Below are 26,054 nucleotides of genomic sequence, written 5' to 3'. Positions count from 1 at the left end.
TCGCTCCTTAATATATTTATTTTTATATACCGTTCGGTTAATTAATTATAAAACGATATCGCTCTAACAAGCAATGATTATTTTTGAAAATTGTATGAAAGGAATAATAATATGAACAAGCCCTCACAACCATTGAAACGAAAGCCTGGCAGACCTAAGCTTCAAAATTCTGAAACGAAAACGAAAATTCTGCGAACTGCCGCCTTATTATTCATGGAAATTGGGTATGAAAAGGTTTCTTTAGAAATCGTAGCAAAGAGTAGCGGAATAACTAAAGCAAGTGTCTACTATTATTTTCAAAACAAAGCAAGCTTATTTACAGCTTGTTTAACTTATATGCTAACCATCGCTTATGAGGCGACAATGAATATTATGCAGGAACCGATAAACTTAAAGGACAAGCTTCGAAAAATCGCCTTGAAGCAAATGCAAAATGAACATTTAGACTTTGAAACCATGATGCGTGATGCTTCGAAGGAGTTAACTGAGCATCAAAGCAGTGAAATTCGACAAGCGGAAGCAAAATTAAAGGATGCGCTAATTGCCGCATTTGAACAAGCGATTAAGGAAGGCGAAGTTTCAGCTCAGCATTCTCCTATTGTTCTAGCGCATCTATACAGTTCACTGTTGACGATGAAAAACCATCTTCCTTTGCGCACGATGCCGTTAGAGCAGCTCGTCGATGAAATGATTCAAATTTTTTGGTATGGGGCAATTGGCAAGCAAAATTGAAAATAGCTGCAATTTGGATGGTTGAGTCATACACTTACCTTAATAGCATTAAAAAATCTAAAAAGCAACAGCCTGTCATAATAAGCTGTTGCTTTTTTAATTTAAAAATATTTAATGCCATTAATTAAAAGATGATGATAAAGAAAATCGCCGCAAGTATAAAGCGATAGTATGCAAACCAAGATAATTTAAGCTTTTTCATCATATTGACAAATGTTACTACAGCCAGCATTGCAACAATAAAGGATGCACATAGTCCGATTAGAAAAAGCGGTAAATCATGCCCTGTAAGGCCTGCCCGGTTTTCAATTAAATCAAGTAAACTTGCTGCTCCCATAATTGGAACGGAGACGATAAAGGTAAATTCTGCAGCAGCCTTTTGACTTGTTCCAACAAGCATCCCTCCGGAAATCGTTGAGCCTGAGCGGGAGAAGCCTGGCCACAATGCTAATACTTGAAAGCAACCAATTAAGAAGGCTTGTTTGTAGGTTATATCATCGAGTTGTTCCGCAGTGACAGCCCGTTTGCTGCGTTCAGCTACAATGATCAAAATCGCTCCAAGCACTAAGCCGATCAATACCGTTTGCGGTCCGAATAAATACTGCTTAATCAGGGAGTGTGCCGCTACCCCTACAATGCCTGCAGGAAGCATTGCTAAAGCAATATGTATAATATTGACCCCTGCACCTAGCTTAAAGCTTAAAATGCGCATAAACTTCTTAAAATAAAGTACAAACACCGCTAACACAGCACCGAATTGAATAACGACCTCGAAAGTTTTTGCCTTTTCCCCTTCAAATCCCAATAAATGCGCAGTTAAAATAAGATGTCCCGTTGAAGATACAGGTAAAAATTCTGTTAGCCCTTCGATTATTCCCATAATGATGGCGGATATAATTTCGAACATAGTTACTCCTCCTGAAAATAAAATAGAAAGCGACATAACTTGTACGCTTTCTATTTTATGCATGACCAACGCCGGACATATCCTGTTCTCCAGATTCCACAATAATTTCAATGCTGCGTATTCGATTTTCGTCCCGTTCACGAATAATAAAGGTAGCGGAATCATGCTTCCACGCTACACCTTCTTCTAGATCAGGTTGAAGTTGATACAGCCAACCGCCAATCGTATGCGTTTCCCCGCCTTCTAATTCCAATCCTGTCATTTCATTAACATCTTCAATAAGTGCCCGACCTTCAACTAAATAGCGAAATTCGTTAATTCGATCAATTTCCATTTTTTCATCAGCATCAAATTCATCGCGAATTTCGCCAACGATTTCCTCGATAATGTCCTCAATCGTTATTAAACCTGATGTTCCACCGTATTCATCAAGCAAAATCGCCATATGAATTCGTTCACGCTGCATCATCGTTAGCAGTTTTCGAATCGGTGTCGTATCCGGAACTGCGGTAACGTCTTGCAGCATATCACGAATATCGAGCTCCTTTTTTCCATCGCTCATTGCATGAAATAAAAATACTTTTGTATTAAGTATACCGATTACGTTGTCTTTATCGCCCTGCACGACAGGGAAACGCGTATAACGCTCCTCCATAATCGTTGTAATATTTTCTTCCTGGCTATCCTCCACATATAAGCAAACCATGTCGGTACGAGGCACCATAATATCTCTGGCCAGTCTCGTATCAAACTCGAAAATTCGGCTCATATAACCAAATTCTGTCCCATTTATTTTACCGCTCTCATAGCTGTCGTTAAGAATCAATTTAATTTCTTCTTCACTATGCGCCTCTGTTTCACTTACAAACTGATAGCCCAACAGTTTAGCAAGACCATTGGCAGAGCCATTAAGTAGCCAAATAAAGGGATAGGCTATTTTATGAAACCAAACAATGTATGGGGATAGTTTAAGCGCAACTTCCTCTGCTTGAACAATCGCCACCGTTTTCGGGGTAAGTTCACCAATGACTACATGTAAATACGTCACAATAAGAAACGCCACTAAAAACGAAACTAAAGCGATAATATCAGCACTAAAGGGCATTAAAGCAAATAACGGATGCAATAGCTTATCCACTGTAGGTTCACCTAACCACCCAAGACCTAAGGCAGTAATCGTAATGCCAAGCTGACATGCGGATAAGTATCCATCTAAATTCGACGTTACTTCCTTAAGTGAACGTGAGTTTTTAACATTTTCACTTAATAGCTGTTGTACTCGACTAGGACGAACTCGAATAATCGAAAATTCAGTTGTTACAAAAAATGCAGTTAGAATGAGCAACACGATAAAGGCAACGATGTTCAACACCATAAAAAAGCCCCCTTAGTCACATCTATTGACTAAGGTTACCCCAAGCTTGGTGAATTATTCGTTAACGCCTAACATGCGCCAATGTTACCATGGTGGCGACTCATCATATTCTGTTGCTTTTTCTTCATTTTCCTCAGGACTATAGGAGTCAGATGGAGTAAATGGTTTGTCAAAGTTATGCGACGCTTTCCCCTTGTCTCCGCCAATGAACGGCAATATAGCCTCAAGCGGCGGCGGTGCAAGCAATTCTATAGGAGACTTTCCTTTTTCAAATTGAATAAAATCACTTTCGATAACTGCGACATAGCGACCGTTATGTTTAGCAATATGAACACTGTCACCAAAATCAGAAAGTAAGCCTTTGACCGTCACATTGCCGAGCTTAAAGCTCATCGTTAAGTCTTCCTTTAATGCAATTAAATTGAAATTCGCTTCTTGTACTTGCTCCGGAGTCCACCATTCCTGCAGCTCACGTTTTTCACTTGCAGCCCATAGCTCCACCGCCTCCTGCTCCTGAGCCCGCTCCGCTGGTTCAACATTATCGTTTTCCTGATATTTCGTCTCAATAAATTGCTGCACCATTTCAACAACTTGTTCACTCATTACTTCAGGAATCGGTTTTTCATAGCTAACATACTTCAAAAAGTCCTCAAAATATCGAGCATGTGAAGCTTGATGGATTTTTAGCTCCCAACGCTCCATCATTCCATCCTGCTCCATATGAGGATATTGAATACTTTTTATGCTTCGCGCACTAATCGCCATTTCAACTTCTGAAATAAGCTGCTTTTCATCGGCAATTCGCGCAATTTTCTGTTCAAAGTCACATTTAAGTATAAATAAGAAAGGCTCATCAAAAAATGTGTTAAGTGTAGATAGAGCCACAATAAAAGCACCTCCGCGCACAGCAGAGGTGTCCATATAAATTCGAATTAGCTCATCAGTTAAGCTATGAAACCGCTCTTTAGAATCTGCCTCGCGAATTCGTTGAAATAAATTATAATTGGGATTGCTGTCAAGTTCGTAGCCTGGTTCAACCATAAACATCCCGATTTTAGTCGGTGGATTCGCTGTATTCGGATGGCGTTCTGCATTGCGCTTCAATATTTTAATAAATTCTTCATCTAAAAATGTTTTTAAGGCACTATCTTCATATTCATAACCATCCATCGTCTGATAATGCTTAAACGATTTAAAGCTGCTTGTTCCTTCTTTATCCGTTTCCGATTGGATAACAAAAAAGGATAAATACTGCATTCGTAAATCCATTAGATTAGCACTCCTACAATAAGAATAACAATTACTAGATGAACAGCGATCATAATAGGCAAGCCTATTTTAAAGCTGCGATGCTGTGTTTTATGTCGATGGGCCTGCATCCCAAGATAGGCCCCCGTTGCTCCGCCTAAAGCGCTAAAAATAAAGAAATGACGCTCAGGTATGCGCTGCAACTTTTTTTTAGCAAATTCCTTATCTTTCCCCATTAGCCAATACAAATAAATATTAAGAAATAAGACATAACCAACAATCCACAAAAAAATATTATCCATTCCTATCATACCTCCTTGTCATTCCAGTCGATAGTTACGAGTAATATGATTCATTTTACTATATGGGGAGATGAAAAAGTAGTGGAAGTTTTGATTTAAAATAATGAAGGCCTGCTGTTATTCATAATTCATTTCATAAACAGCAGGCTCTAGCAAGAGACTAAAATACGCAATTGTTAAAGCTAATACCAACGACTGGCTCGTATGCTATTCCATCCTTACTCATTTAACGGATAGAAAAACAGCATAATTGGCAAGGATGAGCCAGCCGGAGCTATAAACTGTAAATGCACCATCTTTTCCGTTCCTTCAGTTTTGCCTAAACTTACAACGCCCTTCATCGGCTCTAATATTCCCGATCCAGGAACACGTACAAATTGTCCATTTACTTTAACTGCTCCTTTATAAGCGCCTCCTCTTGCCATCAATAAAATGGCCATGCGACGTGGCTTATGAATGTGAATATCGTAGACAACCCCATAATTGCCATATAGGGTTGCAGGGCGCTGCTGTTGCGCATCATATCCCTCAATAAATGGGTCACTAACTCCATCACCAAGCACTAAGCGCTGTACCGTATGCTTATCACGCTTACGCGGATAAACATCTAATTTGATTGAAGCTTGCGGAAAGCTGCCACGTACATGACCATTATACGGTAACTTCGGTAGCTGCAATAGTTCCGTTGCAAGTTCGGCATCCAAAGGTATAGATGTAACCGACTCTGCCTGTAGTAAAACTTGGGATTCCGTGTATGAAAATTGCTCATCGGTTAATGCAACAAAAGTTATCAGCAATTCACCAGTTGATTCTACATCATACATTGCATTAATACTGTATTGCGGAGGAAGCGCAGGGAACTGTCGATAAATGATTGATTCACCAGGAGCAATTGATACGGCATTTGCTTCATTCGGTTCGTCCAACTGCTTCCCATCATCAATTAAAAAATCGATCGTTGTTTCACTTCCAACCAGCATTGCCAGCTTGGAGGGAGCCGATTCCCCTTGCCTGCTTGTCGTCAGCTTAATTGATTTAGAAGTTGTATTTGTTGCTAAGATGTATAGCGACAATACTTGCGTACTTCCATTAAGATGATTAGTGTATAAACGAGCAGGACCATCGAGCGTATCTTGATATAAAATGCCTGATTGAGTAACTGTTTCAGGACTATCGCTAACTAACAATGTTCGGTTTTCGCCATTTCGCCGCTTCTTTTTTATTTCAGGAAATTCGAAAATCGCAGCATTAAACAATGCATCGCTTGCAGCAAAATACTCACCAGCCAGTTCATGTTTAATATGAAATTCAAATTCTGAGGTCACTGCTTGCTCTGTTATGTAGATCGCTTTACTGTATGGCTCACTGCGATTTCCATATTGGTCAACTGCAACTAGACTAACAATATGTTCACCTGGCGTAAAAAAAGCATCTTGTTTCCCTTCCCAAGTTAGTGCAATCGCATCGCCATCGGGATCATAACTTAAATTTGTATACGTAATCTTTTCACCCATTGCATACTGCTCTTTATCTATGACAAACTTTGCAATTGGCTTAGCATTCATTGCTGCAGCTGCATCTATATCATCAGGTTCCATGTAAGTTACAACGATTTGATCGTTTTCTTGTTGTTCCTCGTATTTTACAACTAGCTGCTCACTTAATTGCTTACTTAGCCAAGATAGCTGAATGAAAATTCGCCCATCCATCAACAAGGCAACTTTCTCATTTTCCAACGCTTCACCGTTAAGCTGGAATTGCTTTGACTTCATATTTAAAAATAAGTAAAAATCTTTTTTCGCAACCAAAACATTATTAGTTGCCGCATCATAATTCAGTGCTAGTCCAAAAAAATCCGTCAAAAATTTGAGCGGCACGTAAAGTTGACTGTCAATGTAAACTGGACTTGAATCAAGATTTACCGCTTCTTCATTAAGATACAGCTTATTTTCCTTAATATCATAATGGAGTGTTTTCACCTTGGATTTGTCGGTTGTATAGCGCATTGCCTGACTAGTTTCCGTCATTTGAACCATTGCTGCAGCAACTAATAGTACCACAAAAGAACACAACAGCTTTACCCAATGTATTTTTCTAAAGAGATAGCTATCGTTTGCATTCATTCACTGAACTCTCCTCAAACAGTTAAGTTTCGTGTTGTGTTTGAACTGCTAATGTGACCATAGCATAAACCAGTTGGGCCAATTGACTTTCTAGCTCATTCGCCGCTTCTGCATATTGATGCTCATTGGGATATTTTTTATTTTGCGAAACGGCAAAAAATATCGCATCTGTCGATGTGCCAGTTGCTATTCATTCATTAGCTTTTTCTTCCACAACCAAATCAGCTAAAGCTGCACTCTTTGCTTCAGTAGCCGTCATAATAGCATTGACCATTGCCGCCTCACTCATTCTTGTATCTAGCCAAATAAATAGATTTATTGTTCCGGCATGATAGCTCCGATTGTTTTAGACTCTCGAAATGGTTGAGTGATCTGAATAAACGGACGGAGTTGAAAAATTCCATTGCCGGCAACAATGTTTGTTGGTGATAAATCGTGTTTGCGAGCTATCGCCTCTTTAAGCTCTCGTTGAGCAGGGTATGGATAAATAGAAAAATAAAAAAATGTGCGAAGTTAATCTTTCGCACATTTTTCTCAAAAAACGCTACTAACCGAGTGATAACTGATGCAAAAACAATACAACAAGTAAAATAATCAATGATTCAACGATTTCATTCATTGCACCGTATGTATCCCCGGTTAAACCGCCTAGTTTACGTTTTAGCCATTTTGCAATTAGCCAGCCCAGGATGGCTGAACAAATTGGCAATAGCAATGATAACCAAACATAATACAAGTGCCCATCTACAATAATTCCATAGATCATTAATGCCATTAAATAGATAAATAGAGCTACTGCTGTCATTACGCTTATATATTGAAGTTTAACGCCATTAAATAATTGCGCCATACCTTCCGAGCGTGCAGGCTTCCAGCTCGATATACTAATAACCATCCACCAACGACTCCACATCGTCGCAGCAGAGATTGCTAGTACAATCCATGAAAGCCCTATGCTATCTGCTTCTACCTGCTCAAACAAATAAACTAAGCCTGCAAATTTCAGTAATATAACAAAGATTGCTGTAATGACACCGAATGCCCCGACCCGACTATCCTTCATAATTTCCAACATTTGATCTCGCTGGCGTCCACTAAATACGCCATCGGCTGTATCCATTAATCCATCTAAATGCAAACCGCCTGTTAAAAAAATCCAAAACCCTACAACAAGAACTGCCGAGATTAAAGGAGGGGCTATAAAACTAAGCAGTGTAGCTATACAGCTTAAAATTAAGCCAAGAATTACTCCGACAATCGGAAAAAATATTAGACTGCGATGCAACGTTCGCTTATCAAACGAAACCTCTAGAGGAATCGGAATACGCGTTAAAAATTGAAAGGCAGCAACACAAGCTTCGGCATACTCCTTCACTTGTTCACGCTCAGTATTAGCCACATTAACATCACTCCTAGCCAAATCATTATCGATACAATATATAAGATTATAACACTTTTTTTAATATGTATCGCTGAAAGCTTGTTGAGCTCCCATCCCATAATTGCTCTTGTTTCCCAAAATCCAAAATATCGGTTGCGTCTACCAAGCTAAATCCTAACGCTCCTGCAACAGCAGATTCAGGGATACCGCTGTTTGGACTAGGATGTTGATGAGCAAATTGACGCATTGCTGCTATAGCTCTCGAACAGCTACAGAATGGAAGAATGAGTGAGCTTAATGCATTCAAAACTCCTGTCAAACGTGCAGGAATATAATTTAACACGTCATCGAGGCGAGCAGAACATTTACCAAAGTACAAATAACGCTCATTCCGATATCCAACCATTGAATCTAACGTATTCGTTGCACGGTAAAACATTGCAAACGGAGCACTGCCTAGCAATGCCCAAAATATAGGAGAAATTACGGCATCGACAATATTTTCTGACACCGTCTCGACAGCAGCGCGAGTAATCTAGAATCATGATTCCTCTAACCGATAGGCAATTGATTTTAATTCTATCGGTATTCCAGCAGTGACGAGAAATACTTGTTCACATTGTTCAGCGATTAGAGCGTTCAGGCGGCCAACCTCATCACGATAAGTGCGGCTTAGCGGGTCAGCAGGTACTATTCCGTCACCAACCTCATTGCTAACGATAATTAGCGGGTAAGGATAGCTATAAACCTGATCGGCTAGTATACGAACTTGCTCATGAAGCAGCTTAGTACCGTTACTAGGAACATCAAGCTTAAAAAACCAATTGCTTAACCAAAGCGTCAAGCAATCTACTAATACTACAGTCTGCTCCATTTGCCGGCTAGCCTCTTCTTTTAAATTTTGCAAACAAGAAGCAAGATGCAATGGTTCCTCAATCGTTTGCCAAGCAAAACCTGATTGTTGACGATCAATTTGATGCTTATCAATGCGTTCTGCCATCTCCTCATCCAAGGCTTCTGCCGTTGCAATATATATTCCTTGTTTATGCCGATGAGCAGCTAGCTTCTCTGCAAATCTGCTTTTTCCGCTTCGAGCACCACCAGTAACGAACACCGCCATTGTCCTAACTCCTTCCTCGCCTCTAAAAGACTAACCTCATATTTACATCCAATCTATTTTTAAGCAATTAATTCGTTGCAGATTTCCCATCTACTCCCGCACTTGCGAATGTAGCCATCTCCTGCATTAGTTTTAATGCTGCGTCGATAAAGTGAAAACAAAGAACTGCGCCCGTTCCTTCTCCAACTCGTAAATCTAGCTGAATACAAGGAGCAAGTCCTAATGATGATAACGCATGTACATGACCTTGTTCCTGCGATTGATGTGAAGAAATCATATAATATTTGCAATTTGGTACTAGGGCAGCGGCAATAAGGGCAGCAGCGGTTGAAATATATCCGTCTAATACAACAGGACAACCCAATTTTGCTGAAGCGATAATTACCCCAACTAAACCTGCAATTTCAACTCCACCAATTTTGCTAAGCACATCAAGCGGTTCTTCTGTCTTAGGGGCATTAATGGAAATAGCTTGCTTAATAATGTTTATTTTGTGCTCCAGCATATGATCACTGATTCCTGTACCACGACCTGCAGCTTGCTCTGCAGAAATTCCTGTCATCGTTGCAACAATTGCAGCACTTGCCGTTGTATTGCCAATCCCCATTTCACCAGTTGCAAACATGCGATGACCTTTTTCATATAGAGCTTCAACCACTTCAATTCCAACGCCGATAGCTAGTATCGCTTGTTCGCGAGTCATTGCAGCACCTTTAGCCATATTTTTTGTACCGTACATTACTTTTTTACTAATTAATTGCTCATGCTGAATATCTGCAGCAACGCCAATATCTACACACGCTACTTCTGCCTGTGCTGCTCTTGCCAACACATTAACAGCGGCACCGCCATTGAGAAAATTGTGCACCATTTGCGGTGTTACCGATTGCGGAAATGCGCTTATTCCTTCCTCACATACACCGTGATCGCCTGCCATAATGACAACGCAGCGCTTCGAAAGATCTGGCCAAAGCTTTCCTGTAATAGCAGCGATTTGCGCTGAAATTTGCTCAAGCCGACCTAGACTGCCTGGCGGCTTCGTTAATTGGTCACTATGCTGTTGAGCCGCTTCCGCGATGCTTTGATCAGGAAGTTTAATAGTACTTGTGTAACTTTTTAATGTTTGCTCTGTCCATAATTGATTCATTTCTTAGTTCCCCTTTACTTTTAGCAATAATTGCGGCACATTGTGCTGCGGATGATTAATGACTACCGTGTCTGCCTCATAAAGCCTTGCCATATACTCATTGCTAAGAACTGTTTTAGGCTCACCCTCTACAATAATTTCCCCTTGCTGTATAGCAAGCAGCCTGTCACAATAAAGTGCAGCCAAATTCAAATCATGCATTACTGCAATAACTAATCGTTCTTCTTTTCTTTGCCATTCTTTCACTAACTCCATAATCATTTGCTGATAGCCAATATCGAGATACGTTGTCGGTTCGTCTAGCAGTAATATTTCTGGTTGCTGCACTAATACTTTTGCTAGCGCTGCTCGCTGCCGTTCTCCTCCGCTTAGTTCTTCCAGCTTTCGGTTTGCAAGCTTGCTTAAACCTGTTACCTGGATCGCCTCGTCAATTAACTGCTCTGTATTATCAGTATCAGTACCAAGCCAATTTTGATAAGGAAAACGTCCCATCGCCACGACTTCCCTAACTGTGAAGCTAAGAGACGGTAAACCGCCTTGCTGCAATACGGCAATTTTTTTAGCAATTTCTTTTCGTGAGTAGTGAGCATATGGCTTTCCCTTTAACAAAATTGAACCTAAGCTAGGTTTACGAACACCTGCTATTAATTGCAGTAATGTTGATTTACCCACACCATTTGGACCAATGATGCCATAAATCATATTTTGTTCAAAGGAATAGTTAATGTCATTAACTATCTTTCGCTGATCATATTGAAAAGAAAGGTGCTGTAATTGGATCATATTGAGTTAACCCCCTCCTGGCGATTCCGCTTTACAAGTAAATAAGTAAACAGCGGCGCACCAATCAGTGCAGTAACAACGCCAAGCGGCAACTCCTTTGGTGATAAAAGAAGTCTGGCAAGCGTATCTGCGCCAATCATATAAATCGCACCTGCAATTGCAGACAATGGGACAAGCAAGCGATAATCTGGACCAACAAGTAAACGAAGCAAGTGCGGAACAACAAGTCCGACAAAGCCAATAACTCCTGAAACAGATACTGCCGCTGCGGTTAATAATGTACAAACAATAAGGATAACTAATTTACTTCGTTCAACATCAACTCCAAGATATGCAGCTTCTCGTTCACCAAGCGTAAATAGGTTCAATTGTCTGCTATATAGCATTAAGATCGGTAAAGAAAGCAATACAATAGGTATAAGCAAATAAACATGTTCCCAGCTTTTCATCGCAATCGAGCCCATTATCCAGAACAAAATCTCATTCACTACCCCGTCAGACAACGAAACCATTAAAGATACAAAAGATCCGAGAAATGATTGAATAATAACGCCTGCAAGGACAAGTGTCTGAATTTGCATCGATCCTTTATAGCGAGCCAAAGCGATAACACCTAATAATGTTAGCATACCTGTTATAAAGGCAACGACAGGGATAGTCCATATTCCAAGCAGCAACTGATAGCCCATTAAAATAATAAATGCTGCACCTACTGAGCTGCCTGATGCTACACCTAATGTATAAGGATCAGCAAGCGGATTGCGCAATACTCCTTGAAAACCGACTCCAGCTAATGAAAGACATGCGCCAACTAATGCACCTAATAATACACGCGATAAACGAACCTGCATGACGATTGCGATTTCGCCACTGCTGTATAAACTGTCTGCACCGTTATTAAATGGCAGACTTAACCATAATATTTTCCAGACATCAATAAAAGAAATCCCCGCCGAGCCTAGTGAAATGGCGGTTACAATCGTTAATAGAAGAAGGAGCATTGCTGCTCCTCCATATAACATTAGTAACTTTTTCATATCTATTGAAACAGCTCTGGATGAATTGCTGCTGCAATACTGTACAGCCCCTCTGCAAGTCGAGGACCTACACGAACAAGTGGATCGTTATCAACTGCTACAATCCGCTTATTTTTCACAGCATCAATCACTTCCCAGCCGGGACGACTTTGAATCCCAGCTAAGATTGAGCTTTGCTCCTCTCCAAAATCAGGATAAATGATTACTTCAGGATTTTTAGCAACAATCGCTTCACCATCTACTTCATACCAATCTGCTTGATCAGCAGCGACATTTATCCCGCCAGCGATCGTTACAAGGTCGTCCATATACGTATCTTTACCAATCGTCCAACCTGGTGAGAACTCAAGGTACACTTTTCGTTTTTCTGCACCCTGCAACTTAGCAACTATATCCTCTTTTGTTTGTTTCATATGATTAATCACTTCAGCGGAAGCTTCTTGTGTATTTAGCATAGTTGCCAATTGCTCAATATGGGCTACCGTTTCATCATACGTAATTGGATCTGAAGTATAAACAGTCAAGCCAAGATTACGCAGCTTAGCAATCGCCTCAGAATTCATCTTTTCGTTAGCTAAAATTAGATCAGGATTTAACGCCATCACCGCTTCAATGTTAGTGTTTACATCGCCTACTTTCGCAAGCGTTGTGGCTTCTTGGGGATAATTGCTGTACTCGTCAACCCCTACAACACGATCTCCAGCACCGATTGCAAAAGCAATCTCAGTTTCACTTGGAACAAGACTAACAATTCGTTGCGGTTCCTGCTCTAAAACAACTTCAACTCCTGTTATATCTGTGACGGTTAATGGATAAGTCGTCTCGGCAGCTTGATTACTATTTTCTCCGCTATTCTCTTGGAAGTCTGCCTGATTATTATTGTTGGCTTCTGCTGCATTTTGCTGTGATTCATTGTTTGCTTGCTTACTGTTCGCAGCGTTGCTGCCATCACCGCATGCTGTCATAGCCATTAGCAGCAACATTAGCATAATGATGAAAAGATGCTTCATGAGGTTTGAACTTACCTTTTTCATTGTCTCTATCTCCTATCCCATTTATGTAGTCATACTGCTTGCAGACATATAGAGACGCTCCATTATTGCACTAAAAAATGATGCAAATAAAAAAGCGCCTGCCAATGTTGGAGACGCGACAAATAACTAGTTCAAAGATGAACCTGGTTCCAACATTTCCTAAATCCACGTAGGAATATGTTTGCACAAGCTTAGGCAGGTCTCCTGACTTCGATGATCAGTATTGTCGTCTTCCCAATAAGCTATCCTTATCAGTGACAAATGACAACACCTTATTCTAGCGAATTCATCGTTACAGTGGCGGGTCCGTGCTGGAATTTCACCAGCTTCCCTTTTAATCTATGCCTCAGCATAGAACCTAAACTCACAATATGCTGTTTATAAAATATAATATACACATTTTGGGACATGCTGTCTAGCAGTGAATAATAAACTAGCCTATCTACATATAATCTTGTATCAAATTATTATGCACGTCTGCTCTATGTACTTACAATAGGCTTGCACATAACATCATTAGTTGAAAGGGGCTGGCTTGTCAATGGAACAACGTTTTATCAAACAGCTCTTCAATTCAAAAACGTTTACTTTTCTCCTTTTATTTCTTACAATCGGCTGTTTTCTTTTTGTCGCAACTAGCTTTCATGCCTCTCCAGCCAAAGCAGTTTCTAGTTATTATGAGGCAGGTGGGTTTTCCATTCAGCTGTTCGCAACAAACGAACAGCACTATGCCTTACAAAATAGTCAATTTGTTTTGCAAATTGCAAACTCTCCTGCAATACAAAATGCTTTAGCTAAAAACGACAATATCCAAATCTATACGAATAAGCAAAATTTCCCACAGCTTAAAAACATTATGATTACACTGCAAATGCTAGATATGAACTGTGGTACCGTAAAAGCATTCCCATTAGCAAGTGATACTGATCCTAATGCGTACGTTGTTGATGCCGCTCCTTTAATGAAAGGTGTTTGGGTAGCCACTGCAACCTTCCAGCTTGAAAATAGCAATGAAACAATTGCTCTATCCTATCAATTTCAAGTGCTTTAAACTGAACTATCTTTATTCATTAATCTCTCTTTTTTCGTTAAGCAAATGTCTAAACAATAAGGCTGTCCAGCTCGACAACCAATTATTGACGAGCCGAACAGCCTTTTTATTATTAGTAGACTAAATTAGTAAACTAAATTAACCGTATTTGATGCTTTAGTATAACCAACAAAAACGCCAAGCTCATTGCTTATTTCTCGCAGTGGATAAAGTGCTGCCTTATCTCCTTGTTGTTCAATTACACTCGAGAAGGCAATTAACTTCCCATTTAACTTCATAACTTTTCCATCTTCAACAAGCGGCTTCGGTTTTAAAGGGGAAAGAAGCTCCTCGGCTGAAAGATCAGAGCGACCCGCATTAATCCGATAACCATTAATATCCCCAGAAGTATTAATGCCTTCTACTACTGTAAAGCTAATATTGATACCTAATGAATGACAGATACTTAAAAGTTGATCGTTGTACGCTCCATAAGGAAATGCAATTGCTGAAAGGGTATTGCCCAATTCCTCCTGCAAACGTTCTTCTGCTTTCCGAAGGTCTTCAGTGACACGAGTCGTATATTCCTCATCAGTTTCTACTCTATTTTCTTCTGGAATATATCGTTTACTTATCGCTAGCGGCAGCTTAGTACCTGCTTCATCTACAGCAACATACTCGTGCATTTTATACGTATGATTATGGAATGCGATATTATGCTGCTTCATTTCGCGCATTTGATCCCAAGAAAGTTTCTTGTCTCCTGGCAAGCTCGGATCGTCTACCCCAGAAACAATTACAAAATTAACAGCAGGGTAGTTAAACTGTTTCAAAAGCGGATAAGCATACGTATAAAAATTTTCATAGCCATCGTCAAACGTAATTAATACTGCATTATCTGGAACTTCTTCTTGTTTTTGCAAAAATGCTGCGTACTGTTCAATGCTAATCGGAACGAATCCCTCATCCTTCAGCCATTGTAAATGCTCACGAAATTGCTCTGTTGAAATGATACTATCTTTAGTTGGTTCATCCATAATGGCATGGTACATTAATACTCCAACTTTATTCCGATAATAAACTCCCTCCGGAAGCTGATCATTAGCAGCTTCGAGCTCCTCTGCAGTAGGTTCTATAAATTCTGCACCAAGTATCTCTGTAACAAATGAAGCGGGAATATACATTGTACTGCCTTTATGAACAAGTCCACTATTTTCTAGCTTCTCTCCATTTAAATTGATGGTTGGCTCCACTTGTTTAACCTCTACTGTTTTGCCAGAACATGCGCCTACAAATAATAGTAAGGATAGCAGTGCAATCCAACACAAAATATAATACCGCGATTTCAACTTAATCTCCTCCAGAACCTGTTTTATGTCATTATAGTGGTGATTGCTTAATATCCTACTATCAAAAATCTTAAGACTTTCTTAAGTTGAAATAATAATTTGATTAAAAAATAGGATTCAGCCCTACTATTGACGCAAACGATTAGAAAAGAGTTGCACTATAAATCTATGAAACTATTGGAAAACTTAATCTAAATGCCGTCCGATGAAGATCACTTTCTGCTGTAATTGTCCCTTGATGAAGTTCAACAATACTGCGTGAAATCGCAAGACCGAGTCCTGTTCCGCCACCTTCCAGAGAGCGTGACTTGTCCACCCGATAAAAGCGTTCAAAAATATATGGTAAATCACTGGATGGTATTGGATTTCCATAGTTTGCAATAACAACTAAAGCTTGTTGATTTTCAAGACGCAGTGTGACATCAACATATTTTCCTTCTTTACCGTATCGCATCGCATTTTGCATAATATTACCGATTGCGCGAACGAGCAGTTCACCATCTGCAGCAATTTTAAGTCGACGATGTTCAATGATTAACCGCCCTTCAAGCCCTTCTTTACTCATAATCGGTACATATTCTTCCATAAGCTGCTGAAGAAAATCATCTAGCAGTAACGGCTCTTTTTCAATTGGCATCCCGTTGTTCATCCGTGTATACTCAAAAAGATCGTCAATTAAACGCTTTAAATGCTCTGCTTTATTAAAGACAATATCAACATAATGCATCATTTCTACTTCATCGCGGTATCGATTTTGCTGAATAACCTCAAGAAAACCGAGAATTGACGTTAACGGAGTTCGTAGATCATGAGAAACACCTGTAACCAAATCATTTTTACTTTTTTCCGCAAGTCGTTCTTCCTCAATAGACTTTGTAAGCTGCTCTGCCATTTCATTAATTTGCTGTGCAACCTTTCCAAGCTTATGCTCATCACGTACGGGAATGCGATGAGTCAGTTGTCCTTCTCCCATTAACGCAAGACCTTCAATCATTTCGTTAATATACTCATTAAGTCCTCCCATCGAATCATGGACAGCGCGGGAAAGACTGCCTATTTCATCCCGTGTATCAATTGTTGCTGGAGGCTGCAGGTCGCCTTCACCTATACGAATTAATGATCTATGCAATTGCTGCAAACCTTCAATGACCGTACGAGTTAAAAACAGATAACTGGTCACAAACAATACTGTGCCTAGCAAAGTTAATATAATTTTAGAACCAAAATTATTAATTCCCCATTTAATAATGTCACTAAATGGTTCTTCATCTATTAAACTAGTAGCAAGCGTATAAACAACGTAAAGTACTGTTGCAGTTATTCCCCCGCTAATCAACGCTGCAAACAATAGTTTCCAGCGTATAGATATAATCCATTGTCGTTGCATCCCTGTCACCTAACCTCGTTCGCCGTGATTTTCGAGCTTGTAGCCAATTCCCCATACGGTTTTAATATAGTGAGGATTTTGCGAATCAGTCTCAATTTTTTCTCTAAGTTTTCGAATATGTACCATTACTGTATTTTTTGAATCAAGATAACGCTCTTGCCATACATGCTCATAGATTTGCTCCATGCTTAACACATGACCAACATGAGTTGCAAGCAGGTGTAAAATGGCAAACTCTCTTGGGGTTAGTTTGATTTCCTTATCTTCCACTGTAACAATATGCGAAGCGGTATTAATACACAATTGATCAATCCGAATCTCGTGCTCATGCTTCTTTACTGGTTTTTGAAATTGATTTGCTCTCCGCAATTGAGATTTTACTCTTGCGACTAGCTCTAAAGGACTAAATGGCTTCGTTACATAATCATCTGCACCAACACTTAGACCGCTAATTTTGTCCATGTCCTGTCCCTTAGCTGACAACATAATAATTGGAATATGATGTTTCTCCCTTATTCGTATGCAGGCTTCAATTCCGTCCATCTGCGGCATCATTACATCTAAAATAATTAAATCAATCGGATGCTTTTCAAGAATTTCTAACGCTTCGACCCCATTGCTTGCTTTAAACAACTGATAGTTCTCATTTTTTAAGTAAATCTCCATTAACTTTATGATTTCATACTCATCATCAACCATTAAAATATTGGCAAATGCCGCCATCATTAACCCTCTTTCGACATAAAATTACTAATCTAGTGTATAATTTTTAGGCAAATCTAGCAAATATTTGGTAATCTATTTTATTAATAGAGCGATGTATTGTATTTTCGTTCCGTTTGCTTTAACGTTTTATTGTGGTAAAATTAATTCTAACATTTTACCTTTTAACCAAATAATATTTTTTTAAGGCTGTTTCATTCTAATTTAATTATTCTATTATCTGGCTTCTTGCTTTTAGGTTTGTCTATTTTTATTTCCTTGGAAGTTTTGGAAGTTAATGCAACTATATTTATTCTTAATTACGCCCTTTGGTTTCCTCTGGGTTTTTGCTCTGCTAAATTATTAAAGCAATAACGTACATCGAGTTGTCCAAACTTTAAACAGAAATGGATAGAGCCAACAAATTTATGTGAACTCTATCCTTTTACGTTTTTTCGTTTGACTATTTAAGTTTGCCTGTTTAACCTATGTCTCAGATCAGCTCACTATTTTTTGATCCTTTCGCTGGATAATATGGATAGTCCATTTTTAATATTACTTGTTCCAACACTTCTTCATTCGTAAGTGATTCAACAAAATATAGCCCCAAATCGATAGAAGCAGAAACTCCTCCGCCTGTAAACGTATTACCATCTCTTACATAGCGCTGCTCAACCACTTCTGCACAATAAGGTCGCAATAAATCATATACGGAAGGATTTGTAGTTGCTCGTTTCCCCTCTAACATTCCTGCTGCTCCCAAAATTAAAGCTCCTGAGCAAACAGAAACTTTATATTCTACATTACGTGCAGTTTGAATCCACGCAATAAACTCTTTATCATATCTAAGTTGTCTAGTTGCCATTCCCCCGGGAATAAACATTAGATCATAAGCAGACAGATCTGGGGAAACTTGATTGATTTTTACAGTTAAGCCTCGATCATCGGAAATCTGTTCTTTATTTGAACAAAAATCCCAAGACATATTTTCTTTCGCTTTTAGCACTCTCATCCAGGTTACTGCTTCGTAAAAACCAACAAAATCTAACATTGTCATCCCGTCAAAAAAAAAATAAAAGCCATTTTCATTTTTAATCACCTGACCTTTCAACCTTACAAAATAATTGAAATAAAAAAAGTATTTGATCATCGATCAAATACTTTGCCCAGGCGTACGGCGATATAAATATGTGCTCCCTCGTGGTTATCCACGTTTACGCCAGTTGCACATACCAGATATTTATTTTTATTATATTCTGAAAAATCAGGAAATCAATACTCAACGGAGTGAATCACCTTAACCCTCGCTGCTTACCTTTAGTTCAGAAAGCAGCGGGGTTAATAACGACAAGATAAGCCTGCTATCCTCAGCCTTATAGCTTCAAATTCAGCGCGCGATACTTTCCATCCTGCTCCATAATCAGCCCAGCATCCAGCAAACGCTGCAAATGTCGATTAGTATATTGCGGCTTTAATCGCAAAACTTCACTAATCTCTAATTCCGTCTTAGGCTGTCTTAGCTCAGTTAGGATCCGATCATAACGCTTTACTCGTTTTTGCGATGATCTGCTGATTGGACTTATTTGCAAAAACTCACATTTTTGATGATGTGACATATACTCATACTCAATTAAGGCTCCAATTGGTCGAGACATTATCGCTATACTGCAATCATCGATTGTATTTGGAACGATAACATTGTGAAAGCTATCCTCAATTAAGGCATACATCCGTTCACGCGATATAATACTATTGCGGTGAATAATTTTAAGTAATGCAGGAATAAGCTGATTACTTTGCTTATGATATAAGCTTTCCGCCGTACCGTCGGACATAAGAACAAAGCCTGCAATCCGTTCGATCTTCCCTTTAAAGAGCTTCATCGCTAATGCGGCATTGCTAGATGTGATAAAAGTTGTTTGATTCGCAAATTCTCCATTTTCAGGCGATGAAGCTACTTTTAATATATCATCCTTAATATATCCTATTACCCCGTCACCAATATGCATCATAACAAAGGTATCTTCATATACAGCGACTAGCAGCAAAGTCGAAGCAAGATCTTTGAGTTCACATTGCAGCTCATCTTTTTTTGCATGCAATGCGCTTAGTAGTCGCTCTAATATATCTAGTTTAACCTGTCTGCCGTCTGGATTGCTCGCAATTGCTGAGAACTGCTCGCATAAATAGTCTGCTGCAGTATTAATGACCGTTTCAGCACCAAAATGTGACCATAGAGCCGAACCCGCTCCATCGGCAAGCGCGATAACGTCAACTCCATTTTTACGGATAGCTAACGTTTTATCTTGACAGGGTGTGCCTGTCGAAACGTGGCTTCTGCCACGTTCCGCATAGTGAACACTTTTCCACATAATTAACAATCCCTCTCCAGGTAATCCAGTAAGGATCTCCTATTACAGTTCTGTCCAATCTTTTAACCCTTCTAAATCTAGCGGAACCTTCTCACCTGGTGTAGATTGGGAGGTTCTTGAAACGCTTTGACTTAGCCATGCAAAAAACTCTCTAAACTTTAAGCCCTGCAGCTTCAACGGAATCCGTTTTGGCGAGAGCAGCTTCAACGTTTCCATACCTGCTTCATCGCCAATTCCGATTGGAAACACAGTTAGCTTGTTTGTGTTAACAAGTTCTTGCGTTCTAGCAATTGCGCGGTTTAACTCCCCTTCATCACCATTAGCTACGCCGTCTGTCATAATAACAAGCCAAGGCTGATAGTAGTCTACCCCTTTGTCCTTGTACTCGGATTTTCTGCGCTCCAGCAGATCAAGAGCTAAATTTACTCCTTCACCAAGTGCAGTATCTCCTTTTGGAATGAGTTTTGGAATTTCCTCATGACGGTCAATATTCGCAAAATCTACAATGCAATTCGCCGTACTATTAAACTCTACAATGCAAATTTCAGCAGAGTATTGTGCAATTTCGTCTTCTCTAATCGATTCATAAAAACTTTCAATTCCTTTTTGCAGCTCGCTAATTCTGCTTTTACCGCCAGTTACAACATTCCATGTTTTCCCATCTTGAAAAATGGTTTTTCCAGTTTTCACATAGTCATCGCCAATAACTGCCCCCATAGAGCCGCTTGTGTCAATACATAAGCAAATCGGTACACGAGGAGTTGGATTATTTACGAGGTCTTGCAGTCTTAATAATAGATTTGAATTCATAGTAATTCTCCTTTTCTTAGTTGAGTTTCAGTTTTGCTTTTACCGTATTGACCATTGCAATATAATGCTCTTTACAGCGATCATATTGCTCATTTTCAATCATCGTAATGCACGAACTAATGTAGTTATCATATAGATTGCGGTATATCTCATCCTTGTTAGGGGACAATTCTAGTTTTTCAACGATTTTAGGTGCAATTTCATAGTAGTGCGCGATTAATGCTGCACCATCTGGCTGTGCCTGCAGCCAAGTATCACGATACTGACGCAGCAGCGTTAATTCATAGCAATCATCTGGCTTATTGAAATATTGACAAACAGCCGTTGTAATAAAGCAGCCAAACAAACCGGATTTTTTGCGCTCGCTGCCAGAGCTAGAACTTGAGCCTGAACTAGAAGCTGAATTTGAACGCGAGCTAGTGCTCGATCCTGGCATTGTACGAATCGTTGACGTAAATGGTTTGGCAAATGACGATGTATAGGTCGTTTTATTTTTGCGACAATCGTCACAACGTTTCGGTAAATCATACCCTTTAGAAAAATAGAAATCTGCTTGGCGATTTGTAATATCGAAGCTGCGATAACAGCTTGTACAAATCTGCGTCATATATACGCGATTTTGTCGCTCAAAGCAATCTGAGCAATATTCACGTTTCCTAGCATTTTTAATATACTTTTGATAGTTTGTAAATCGTAATTCTTCACCGCAGCCGGTGCAGTAATAGACTTCACCTTCATTTAAGCATCCGTTACAAATCCCAGATTTACAAGATTCCTCAGGGTGCTCTTTGCCGCAAATGCTGCACGTGATATAGGTTACATTGCGATTTTTCTTATGTCGATCTGGAAATAACTCTAGCGACATACTATCTTGATTGCCGAATTTTCCGCTATCTAGCAAATGTAAATAATACTTAAATTTTTGCAGCCATTCATTTACATCAAGGCGATTGTCTTCTCTGTTGTTTTCGCCATCTTTACGGAAAGTGTGATAAAATGCTTCTTTAATATCATATGGCAAATGACTCCAAATAAAGCGCCAAGGTCCATCTGGCGTTTTTTTGTTCGTTTGCTCACCAAACGGATAGGAGAAATCCATATTAATAATGTTATCAATTGGGCTTTCCCCGCCCTGCTGTGAATATGGCGGCTTACCTGGCAGCATGATCATAAACAGTAACGTTGCTACCGCGAAATATTCATTGCCAAATGTACGTAAAAACGAGTCAAAGTTTTTGCGCTGAATTTCTGGCGCTGTATAATTGATCGTGCCTACAGGACAAGGAAAGCCTTCAATTTGATAGCTGTCGGTATCGACAAAATAGACTTCTGTTGGTGAAACTACTAATATATTGCAAGGGTTAATATCGCCCAAAATAATGTTACGTTCATGCAAATATTTAATTTTTTCAAGAATGGTTACACAAAGCTCAACCGTATCTCTTTTCTTCCATGTTGGGAAATTTTTAATGAGAAGCGGTTTAATAAACAAACTTTTCTGCAACTCTTTCCCTTGTGCCCTTGGCATTAAATAGCCGACAAATTGTTTGTCCATATTGTAAATCATTGCAACAGGATAGCAGACACCTTCACATTTAATCTTTTTACTTAACATTAAACGTATTTTTTCGAAGCGCCGTAAATTAATTTTTTCTGGCTTATAAATTTTCGCTACGAATGGCGTATTTGTTAAATAAATATGTCCTTCCCCACCTGATGCAACTAATTGTTCAAGCTGAATAACGCTTTGTTGCTTACCATCGTCAGCAATAACTTGCTCTCCTGCCTCTGGCAGCTTAGACACCGGCAATAGCTCCTCGGAAACATCCGTCAACGTTGTTGTTAGCTTAAAACTATTCTGCTCATTGAAAACAGGACCCTCATTTAAGTCTTTGGCTTGCACGTCTTTCGCTTGAGCTGTTCCTCGTGATTTCTCATGGTCCTGCTCTTTCGCTTGCTGCTTATTAAAAGTAAAATTACTTAAGTAGCCAAAACGATTTATTCGCTTTGCAAATACAGGATTAGCACGAACGGACTTGATATGATTCAGCTGCAAAATATCTCTTGCTAAGTCGACATCCTGTGTAATAAGCAGCAATTTATGGTTCATTCTAAATTTGGTAAATACTACTTGAAAAACATTGTCAACAAAGTTGTCAGATTTTTCTCCACGAACATCAATAAGTTCGGCACGCATTAATTTATCAATTAGCTTAAGTGCTTCCTTTGCTTTATTCGCAAGCTCAGAATTGATTTGCTGCGAGCTATGCTTTTGAATTTCTTCAATTGCTCTTGAAGGAATAATAATTTTGTTGCCCGTTTGCTCTAAAATAGGGATAACGTTAGCCCAGAATAGATCAGACGCTGTATGTAACAGACTGCACGTGTCAATAAACACTTTATGATTCGTAATACAGTCAACAAGATGATTGTGGGAATGCTGCTTTAAGGCAGCGGAATCAGGATTTGAGCTTAATTCATCAGCTTGCTCAACTGTTTCGGATTGTGAGCTTGTCTCATTACGCTGCTCCCTAGTTGTTTTAGAAGATGGTGAGCCCGACTCGTTAACTTTCTCGGCTTGATCAGCTTGCGAACTTATTTCCTCTGATTTATTAACTGGTCTAGAGTGAGGGCTGTTTTGACGATCAAGCTTAGCTGCCGTTTCAGCAGCTGCAATTTCAGCATTCTTTACTTCCTCAATTGCCTCATTAAGCTTTCGCAATTGTTCCTCGTTTAGTTCATAATCGTTCTCCGAAACGTGAATCCCTATTCCCATTAAAAAATATCTCGCCTCATCCTCAGACATTTCTAAAGCATGTGCGATTTGCTTTATTGTGACTGCTGGCATTCTTCTACCTCCCTATTTATTCAATGCTGTCCCAACCTTTGATGATATTACTAGATAGAATACCATCAGTCTCAACGCTTTCTACTTCACCTTCCTCTTTCCCGGCAATCGTTTCTTCTTGCTTCGCTTCAGCTCCATACAGCTGCAATATTCCTTCCTCATCCAAATATCCAGCACCAATCGGATAACCGACCATGTATTCCTTCTCATTCATCCCAAGAACATCAGCTGCAAGTGATTCATCTTGAGTAATCAAAAACAGTCGATAAGTTGCTTTATACTTGGCAAATACAGAAATGAAGGTGCTGTACGCATTAGCATCGTTTTTCTCTCCTCTAATTTGTAAAGCGCCTTGCTTTTGAACTTTGCTTAATAGAGCAATCGCATGCCTTGCTTGTTCTGCTAGCTCAGCATCCTCCTCTTCTGTCAGCTGCTGCAAATACTCAATTACTCTTAGCGGAACAATCAGCCCAGCCTTTGCTTCCACTAATAGCGGTAATAACTGTTCTACAAATTGATCAGCTCCAACTGTTAGAAGACTGCTGCTATCGATAAAAACTTTATAGTGTTGCGCTAATTCTTTCAGCATGTCAGGGTGCTTACCTGATGAAATTGAAATTGATTTTTGCTGCTCACCCTCAGAAAAGGTAAGAAACCATCTTTTTAAAAATGAACCTTGATAAGTATTAAATATTTCACCTTTATTTGCTGAGGTACTTAACACACTAGCTTCTAATACTGCGGATATTGCAGGTAAAAGCTCAGGCTTTTTAGCTGTAAAATTATCTATTACCGCACATATCGAAACATACTGTGTTGCCGTCATTTGACTTTTTACATTTTCTAAATTGTTAATTGTTTGTCGAGTTAATCCAATTAAATTTCCTAAATCCTGTGCGCTAAGACCCATAATTTGTCTTATTGTCCTTAATGAAAGTTGTAAGTGCTTAATGAGATCTAATCTTTCGTTCTCATACATATCAAGCATAGGGCACCTCCCATATGCATATTAAAACAATATTATTTACGTTTGTCAAATAATTTTACAAAAGTAAATTTTATTTGCTTTTTATCAAATGATTTTACGTTTCTATACTAGATTGTCGTAATCCTTTATACTAATTGGAAAATTGCATCTTTATAAAAAAACTGCACCTCTCTTTGATAGACAGATTTTCTGTGTCTAACAATAGGGGTGCAGTTCAACTATCAATTAGATTGCAGTTTTTCACTGAACATATAGATTAAAGCTTGTTAACTTAATTCTTTACGAACAATTGGTGCGACCTTCGTTGCCAGCAGTTCAATGCTTTTTGCTACTTGTTTAAATGGCACTCCGCCAATATCCATTTGCGCTAAAAAGCGTGTATGTCCAAATAGCTCGTACTGCTGCAATATTTTTTCAACGATTTGTTGCGGACTGCCAACAAATAGCGCCGTACTTGGCTCTGCAAGCTGTTCAAATTCAGCGCGTGAAAGCTTGGAGTTAATGCCACGCTGTGCATTTACAGCATTTCGATAATTACTATAGTACGGATAAAATTCATCCTTTGCCTGCTGGGTCGTTTCCGCAATATAGCTATGTCCAGTGATACCAATTTTTAATGCTTGCTCATTATACCCAGCATTTATCCCAGCTTGACGATATGCTTCTGCTAATGGCAAAAATCGTGCAGGATCGCCGCTAAGCATCGCGATTACTAAACCTATCCCATAGCTGCCTGCACGTGCTGCACTTTCCACTGTACCGCCAACCCCAAGCCAAATTGGTAGCTTCTCCTGATGTGGACGCGGAGCAATTTCAGCCTGCGTAAGTGATGGGCGAAATTGTCCGCTCCATGTCACAACTTTCTGCTCATTAATTTGCTCTAACAACTGCAAATGCTCAGCAAACAATTTATCATAATCGTCAAGCTCATAGCCAAATAACGGAAAAGACTCGACAAAAGCTCCTCGACCAACTATAATTTCAGCTCGCCCTTCTGATAACAGGTCAAGTGTAGCAAAATCCTCGAACAGTCTTACAGGATCAATCGTGCTTAATACGGTTGTTGTGCTTGTTAGCTTAATCTTTCTTGTGACCTGCGCTATTGACGCTAAAATAACAGCTGGTGATGATGCTGCATAATCTAATCGATGATGCTCTCCAATACCAAATATGTCAAGGCCTGCTTCGTCTGCAAGCTTTGCCGCATCGATAATCTCCTTTAACCTTTGTCCTGCTGATATCGTTTCACCTGTAATTGGATTTGCTACTAAATCTGCAAGCGTATAAATGCCAATTTCAAAGCGATCGCTTGCACCAATATCCTTTGTTTGATTCCCCATTGCTTCCTTTTTCCTCCATCATCTGCTCTATTACTGCTT

Annotated in this window: 24 protein-coding genes and 2 riboswitches; of the genes, 2 read left to right on the top strand and 22 right to left on the bottom strand. The window is 39.4% G+C overall.

The genetic code is table 11. From position 1 onward, the window contains the following. The first annotated feature begins 111 nt into the window (after nt 1–111). Complete coding sequence (locus AC2TDL_RS18950; protein ID WP_484697617.1) at nt 112–732, top strand: TetR/AcrR family transcriptional regulator; 621 nt, start codon at nt 112–114, stop codon at nt 730–732. A 124-nt stretch (nt 733–856) separates the two neighbouring features. Here the strand turns inward: AC2TDL_RS18950 and AC2TDL_RS18945 are convergent, their stop codons facing one another. The 13 genes from AC2TDL_RS18945 to AC2TDL_RS18885 all read right to left on the bottom strand — a co-directional run bounded on the left by AC2TDL_RS18945 (nt 857) and on the right by AC2TDL_RS18885 (nt 13,189). After that, nucleotides 857–1,639, bottom strand: coding sequence for an undecaprenyl-diphosphate phosphatase (locus AC2TDL_RS18945; RefSeq protein ID WP_484697616.1), 783 nt, complete (start codon nt 1,637–1,639; stop codon nt 857–859). A 55-nt stretch (nt 1,640–1,694) separates the two neighbouring features. Further along, on the bottom strand, nt 1,695–3,014 hold the full coding sequence (locus tag AC2TDL_RS18940; RefSeq protein WP_484697615.1) for a hemolysin family protein: 1,320 nt from the start codon (nt 3,012–3,014) through the stop codon (nt 1,695–1,697). Between the two features lie 84 nt (nt 3,015–3,098). Beyond that, nucleotides 3,099–4,283 (bottom strand): DUF3900 domain-containing protein, encoded by a 1,185-nt coding sequence (locus tag AC2TDL_RS18935; protein ID WP_484697614.1) that lies wholly within the window; start codon nt 4,281–4,283, stop codon nt 3,099–3,101. Continuing rightward, complete coding sequence (locus AC2TDL_RS18930) at nt 4,283–4,564, bottom strand: DUF1294 domain-containing protein (protein WP_484697613.1); 282 nt, start codon at nt 4,562–4,564, stop codon at nt 4,283–4,285. Before AC2TDL_RS18930 ends, AC2TDL_RS18935 begins: the two co-directional genes overlap by 1 nt. 218 nt (nt 4,565–4,782) lie before the next feature. Then, nucleotides 4,783–6,687 (bottom strand): stalk domain-containing protein, encoded by a 1,905-nt coding sequence (locus AC2TDL_RS18925; RefSeq protein ID WP_484697612.1) that lies wholly within the window; start codon nt 6,685–6,687, stop codon nt 4,783–4,785. A gap of 190 nt (nt 6,688–6,877) precedes the next feature. Beyond that, a complete protein-coding gene (locus AC2TDL_RS18920) occupies nt 6,878–6,976 on the bottom strand; it encodes an adenosylcobinamide amidohydrolase (RefSeq protein ID WP_484697611.1) in 99 nt (32 codons plus the stop codon). A 258-nt stretch (nt 6,977–7,234) separates the two neighbouring features. Further along, entirely contained in the window at nt 7,235–8,086 is an 852-nt protein-coding gene (gene cobS / locus AC2TDL_RS18915) for an adenosylcobinamide-GDP ribazoletransferase (RefSeq protein ID WP_484697610.1), read from the bottom strand. A 46-nt stretch (nt 8,087–8,132) separates the two neighbouring features. Next, complete coding sequence (locus AC2TDL_RS18910; protein ID WP_484697609.1) at nt 8,133–8,579, bottom strand: CobD/CbiB family cobalamin biosynthesis protein; 447 nt, start codon at nt 8,577–8,579, stop codon at nt 8,133–8,135. Nucleotides 8,580–8,609: 30 nt separating this feature from the next. After that, nucleotides 8,610–9,188, bottom strand: coding sequence for a bifunctional adenosylcobinamide kinase/adenosylcobinamide-phosphate guanylyltransferase (cobU, locus tag AC2TDL_RS18905; RefSeq protein WP_484697608.1), 579 nt, complete (start codon nt 9,186–9,188; stop codon nt 8,610–8,612). 67 nt (nt 9,189–9,255) lie between these two features. Beyond that, nucleotides 9,256–10,335 carry a nicotinate-nucleotide--dimethylbenzimidazole phosphoribosyltransferase gene (gene cobT / locus AC2TDL_RS18900; protein WP_484697607.1) on the bottom strand — a complete coding sequence of 360 codons (1,080 nt, stop codon included), beginning with the start codon at nt 10,333–10,335 and terminating at the stop codon, nt 9,256–9,258. 3 nt (nt 10,336–10,338) lie between these two features. Next, entirely contained in the window at nt 10,339–11,118 is a 780-nt protein-coding gene (locus AC2TDL_RS18895) for a heme ABC transporter ATP-binding protein (protein WP_484697606.1), read from the bottom strand. Continuing rightward, complete coding sequence (locus AC2TDL_RS18890) at nt 11,115–12,155, bottom strand: FecCD family ABC transporter permease (protein WP_484697605.1); 1,041 nt, start codon at nt 12,153–12,155, stop codon at nt 11,115–11,117. The genes AC2TDL_RS18895 and AC2TDL_RS18890 overlap by 4 nt, the downstream gene beginning before the upstream one ends. 2 nt (nt 12,156–12,157) lie before the next feature. After that, nucleotides 12,158–13,189, bottom strand: coding sequence for an ABC transporter substrate-binding protein (locus AC2TDL_RS18885; protein WP_484697604.1), 1,032 nt, complete (start codon nt 13,187–13,189; stop codon nt 12,158–12,160). A 177-nt stretch (nt 13,190–13,366) separates the two neighbouring features. Continuing rightward, nucleotides 13,367–13,566, bottom strand: a riboswitch (cobalamin riboswitch). Between the two features lie 164 nt (nt 13,567–13,730). Between AC2TDL_RS18885 and AC2TDL_RS18880 the strand changes: the two genes are divergently transcribed. Continuing rightward, nucleotides 13,731–14,240 (top strand): hypothetical protein, encoded by a 510-nt coding sequence (locus AC2TDL_RS18880; RefSeq protein ID WP_484697603.1) that lies wholly within the window; start codon nt 13,731–13,733, stop codon nt 14,238–14,240. Nucleotides 14,241–14,365: 125 nt separating this feature from the next. Here AC2TDL_RS18880 and AC2TDL_RS18875 read toward each other — a convergent pair whose 3' ends face one another. The 9 genes from AC2TDL_RS18875 to AC2TDL_RS18835 all read right to left on the bottom strand — a co-directional run bounded on the left by AC2TDL_RS18875 (nt 14,366) and on the right by AC2TDL_RS18835 (nt 26,015). Beyond that, nucleotides 14,366–15,568 carry a polysaccharide deacetylase family protein gene (locus AC2TDL_RS18875; protein ID WP_484697602.1) on the bottom strand — a complete coding sequence of 401 codons (1,203 nt, stop codon included), beginning with the start codon at nt 15,566–15,568 and terminating at the stop codon, nt 14,366–14,368. A gap of 166 nt (nt 15,569–15,734) precedes the next feature. Then, nucleotides 15,735–16,955 carry a sensor histidine kinase gene (locus AC2TDL_RS18870; protein WP_484697601.1) on the bottom strand — a complete coding sequence of 407 codons (1,221 nt, stop codon included), beginning with the start codon at nt 16,953–16,955 and terminating at the stop codon, nt 15,735–15,737. 9 nt (nt 16,956–16,964) lie between these two features. Next, entirely contained in the window at nt 16,965–17,678 is a 714-nt protein-coding gene (locus tag AC2TDL_RS18865; protein WP_484701293.1) for a response regulator transcription factor, read from the bottom strand. Between the two features lie 472 nt (nt 17,679–18,150). Beyond that, nucleotides 18,151–18,756 (bottom strand): DJ-1/PfpI family protein, encoded by a 606-nt coding sequence (locus AC2TDL_RS18860; protein ID WP_484697600.1) that lies wholly within the window; start codon nt 18,754–18,756, stop codon nt 18,151–18,153. A gap of 58 nt (nt 18,757–18,814) precedes the next feature. Beyond that, a riboswitch (ZMP/ZTP riboswitch) is annotated at nt 18,815–18,894 on the bottom strand. 136 nt (nt 18,895–19,030) lie between these two features. Further along, nucleotides 19,031–20,029, bottom strand: coding sequence for a PP2C family serine/threonine-protein phosphatase (locus AC2TDL_RS18855; RefSeq protein WP_484697599.1), 999 nt, complete (start codon nt 20,027–20,029; stop codon nt 19,031–19,033). A 42-nt stretch (nt 20,030–20,071) separates the two neighbouring features. Beyond that, a complete protein-coding gene (locus tag AC2TDL_RS18850; protein WP_484697598.1) occupies nt 20,072–20,839 on the bottom strand; it encodes a vWA domain-containing protein in 768 nt (255 codons plus the stop codon). A gap of 16 nt (nt 20,840–20,855) precedes the next feature. After that, the gene (locus AC2TDL_RS18845) at nt 20,856–23,687 is read right to left on the bottom strand and encodes a CFI-box-CTERM domain-containing protein (RefSeq protein ID WP_484697597.1); all 2,832 of its coding nucleotides are present in this window, start codon (nt 23,685–23,687) and stop codon (nt 20,856–20,858) included. 16 nt (nt 23,688–23,703) lie between these two features. Continuing rightward, the gene (locus tag AC2TDL_RS18840) at nt 23,704–24,675 is read right to left on the bottom strand and encodes a hypothetical protein (protein ID WP_484697596.1); all 972 of its coding nucleotides are present in this window, start codon (nt 24,673–24,675) and stop codon (nt 23,704–23,706) included. 266 nt (nt 24,676–24,941) lie between these two features. After that, entirely contained in the window at nt 24,942–26,015 is a 1,074-nt protein-coding gene (locus tag AC2TDL_RS18835; protein ID WP_484697595.1) for an LLM class flavin-dependent oxidoreductase, read from the bottom strand. Nucleotides 26,016–26,054 lie beyond the last annotated feature (39 nt).

The organism is Paenibacillus sp. plas6 (assembly GCF_057221655.1).
The sequence above is the reverse complement of the archived record's forward strand: the minus strand, read 5'-3'. Positions and strand labels throughout refer to the sequence as shown.